This is a genomic window from Hydrogenophaga sp. 70-12 (assembly GCF_001897365.1).
GTDB classification, from domain to species: Bacteria; Pseudomonadota; Gammaproteobacteria; order Burkholderiales; family Burkholderiaceae_C; genus Hydrogenophaga; species Hydrogenophaga borbori.
Genome location: NZ_MKSS01000122.1, coordinates 1 through 2,868, shown reverse-complemented (window position 1 = coordinate 2,868; position 2,868 = coordinate 1). Strand labels below are relative to the sequence as shown.

The window sequence follows — 2,868 nt, the reverse complement described above, 5'->3', positions numbered from 1 at the left end:
GGTGACGTCCTTGGACAGGCGCGGGTCGATCACGAAGGCCACGGGCCACTCCTTCTTCTCGCCAGGCGCGAGCGTGTACTGCGTGAAGCAGAAGCACTCGAGCTTGTTGAAAAAGGCGGCCGCCTGCTTGGGCGCGTAGCTCGGGATGGCCTGCGCGGCCATGGTGCGGTTCTGGATGTTCTGGAACTCGTACAGCACCGTGGTGAGTTCACCCGGGTGGACCTGGAGCGAACGCACGGCGGGTTTGAAATTCCAGGGACCGCGCACGTTGGTGTCGAACTCGACGGTGATGGTGCGGCTGCGATCCACCTGGGTATTGGCGGGCAGCTGAGCCGCGCCGGGAATGCGCGTTTCCGACACCGCCAGCACGTTGATGCCCAGGGCTTCGCAGATGTGGCGGTAGATCGGCACCAGCGCATAACCGAACGCGAACATGCCCAGCGCGATCACGCAGAGCTTGCCCACGATCTTGAGGTTTTCCTGGCGCAGACCCATCGCAACGCTCCGCTCAGCCGCCCAGCAGCACCATCTTGCCCACGAAGCCGAGGAAGAAGACCACGGCCACCGAGGCCAGGATCAGGCCCAGGCGCGCGTTGCTCTTTTTCTGTTCAGGCGTCATGGCGTGGCGTGCGAGGCGTTCAGCCGATCACCTTGGTGGCGGTGGCGTCGAGCTTGGGCGGGTTCTCGAAGGTGTGGAAGGGCGCCGGCGAAGGCACTTCCCATTCCAGGCCTTCGGCCGCGTCCCAGGGCTTCTGCGGGGCCTTTTCGCCCTGGCCGCGCATGGCGGGCAGGACCACGGCCAGGAAGAAGTACACCTGCGCGAAACCGAAGCCGAAGGCGCCGATGGACGCGATCATGTTGAAGTCGGCGAACTGCATGGGGTAGTCGGCGTAGCGGCGGGGCATGCCGGCCAGACCCAGGAAGTGCATCGGGAAGAAGGTGATGTTGAACGAGATCATCGACCACCAGAAGTGGATCTTGCCGCGGGTCTCGCTGTACATCACGCCGGTCCACTTGGGCAGCCAGTAGTAGAGGCCGGAGAACATGGCGAACAGCGAACCGGCCACCAGCACGTAGTGGAAGTGCGCCACCACGTAGTAGGTGTCCTGCATCTGGATGTCGATCGGCGCCACCGACAGGATCAGGCCGGTGAAGCCACCCACGGTGAACACGAAGATGAAGCCCACGGCCCACAGCATCGGGGTCTCGAAGGTCATCGAGCCTTTCCACATGGTCGCGACCCAGTTGAAGATCTTCACGCCCGTGGGCACGGCGATCAGCATGGTCGAGTACATGAAGAAGAGCTGACCCGTCACCGGCATGCCGGTGGTGAACATGTGGTGCGCCCACACGACGAAGGACAGGATGGCGATGGAGCCGGTGGCGTAGACCATGGAGGCGTAGCCGAACAGCTTCTTGCGCGCGAAGGCGGGCACGACCTGGCTCACGATGCCGAAGGCCGGCAGGATCATGATGTAGACCTCGGGGTGGCCGAAGAACCAGAAGATGTGCTGGTACATCACCGGGTCGCCGCCGCCGGCGGGATTGAAGAAGCTGGTGCCGAAGTGGCGGTCGGTCAGCGTCATGGTGATGGCGCCGGCCAGCACGGGCATCACGGCGATCAGCAGGTAGGCGGTGATGAGCCAGGTCCAGCAGAACATGGGCATCTTCATCAGCGTCATGCCGGGCGCGCGCATGTTCAGGATGGTCACGATGATGTTGATCGAGCCCATGATCGACGAGGCGCCCATGATGTGCATGGCGAAGATGCCGGCGTCCATCGAGGGGCCCATCTGCAGCGTCAGCGGCGCGTAGAGCGTCCAGCCCGCGGCGGGCGCGCCGCCGGGCATGAAGAACGAGCCCACGAGCATGAGGGCCGCCGGGATGAGCAGCCAGAAGCTCAGGTTGTTCATGCGCGCGAAGGCCATGTCGGAGGCCCCGATCTGCAGCGGGATCATCCAGTTCGCGAAGCCCACGAAGGCCGGCATGATGGCGCCGAACACCATGATCAGGCCGTGCATGGTGGTGAGCTGGTTGAACAGCTCGGGGTTCACCAGCTGCAGGCCGGGCTGGAACAGCTCGGCGCGAATGCCCAGGGCCAGCAGGCCACCGATCATCAGCATGGTGAAGGAGAACAGCAGGTACAGGGTACCGATGTCCTTGTGGTTGGTGGCAAACACCCAGCGGCGCCAGCCCGTGGGGGCGTGGTGGTCGTGGTCGTGGCCGTGCGCGTCGTGGTGGTCAAGCACTGCACTCATGGTCTGTTCCTCAGGTTCTCAATCTCGATGCGCGGACGGGTCACTGGCGCGCGGCCTGCACTTCGGCGGGCTGCACGATCTGTTCGGTCTTGTTGCTCCAGCTGTTCTTGGCGTAGGTCATGACCGCGGCCAGCTCGGTGTCGGAGAGCTGTTTCCAGGCGGGCATGGCGCCGTTGTTCTGGCCATTGAGCAGCACATGGGTCATCTTGCCCTTGTCGGCGTCGAGCACCACGGCCGAGCCGTCGAGCGGCTTGATGGGGCCCGCGCCCTTGCCGTTGGCCTGGTGGCAGGCCGCGCAGTTGGCCGCGTAGACGGATTCGCCGCGCTTGACCAGGTCGGTCAGCGTCCAGACCTTGCTCGGGTCGTCGGCCGCAGCGGCCATGGCCTTGTGCTTCTCGCCCACCCAGGCGCTGTATTCCTCGGCCGACACCACTTTCACGTGGATCGGCATGTAGGCGTGTTCCTTGCCGCACAGCTCGGCGCACTGGCCGTAGAAGTCGCCGGTTTTCTCGGCGCGGAACCAGGTGTCGCGCACGAAGCCGGGGATGGCGTCCTGCTTGACGCCGAAGGCCGGCACCATCCAGGCGTGGATCACGTCGTTGGCGGTGGT

The 2,868-nt window shown here is 64.7% G+C and carries 4 protein-coding genes; all 4 read right to left on the bottom strand.

Translation table 11 applies throughout. The features are described from left to right. Nucleotides 1-495 (bottom strand): cytochrome c oxidase assembly protein (locus tag BGO22_RS07765; protein WP_286849909.1); only part of this gene is annotated, 495 nt, incomplete at its 3' end. 13 nt (nucleotides 496-508) lie between these two features. Beyond that, on the bottom strand, nucleotides 509-619 hold the full coding sequence (locus BGO22_RS07760; protein ID WP_217494338.1) for a cytochrome oxidase small assembly protein: 111 nt from the start codon (nucleotides 617-619) through the stop codon (nucleotides 509-511). Between the two features lie 19 nt (nucleotides 620-638). Further along, nucleotides 639-2,258 (bottom strand): cytochrome c oxidase subunit I, encoded by a 1,620-nt coding sequence (gene ctaD, locus BGO22_RS07755; RefSeq protein ID WP_070397366.1) that lies wholly within the window; start codon nucleotides 2,256-2,258, stop codon nucleotides 639-641. Between the two features lie 40 nt (nucleotides 2,259-2,298). Further along, on the bottom strand, nucleotides 2,299-2,868 hold a 570-nt coding region (locus BGO22_RS07750; protein WP_286849905.1), incomplete at its 5' end, for a c-type cytochrome.

Excerpts from the sequence above, each read along its gene's own strand:
- ctaD (WP_070397366.1), bottom strand. The coding sequence starts at position 2,258 with ATGAGTGCAGTGCTTGACCACCACGACGCGCACGGCCACGACCACGAC.
- BGO22_RS07760 (WP_217494338.1), bottom strand. The coding sequence starts at position 619 with ATGACGCCTGAACAGAAAAAGAGCAACGCGCGCCTGGGCCTGATCCTG.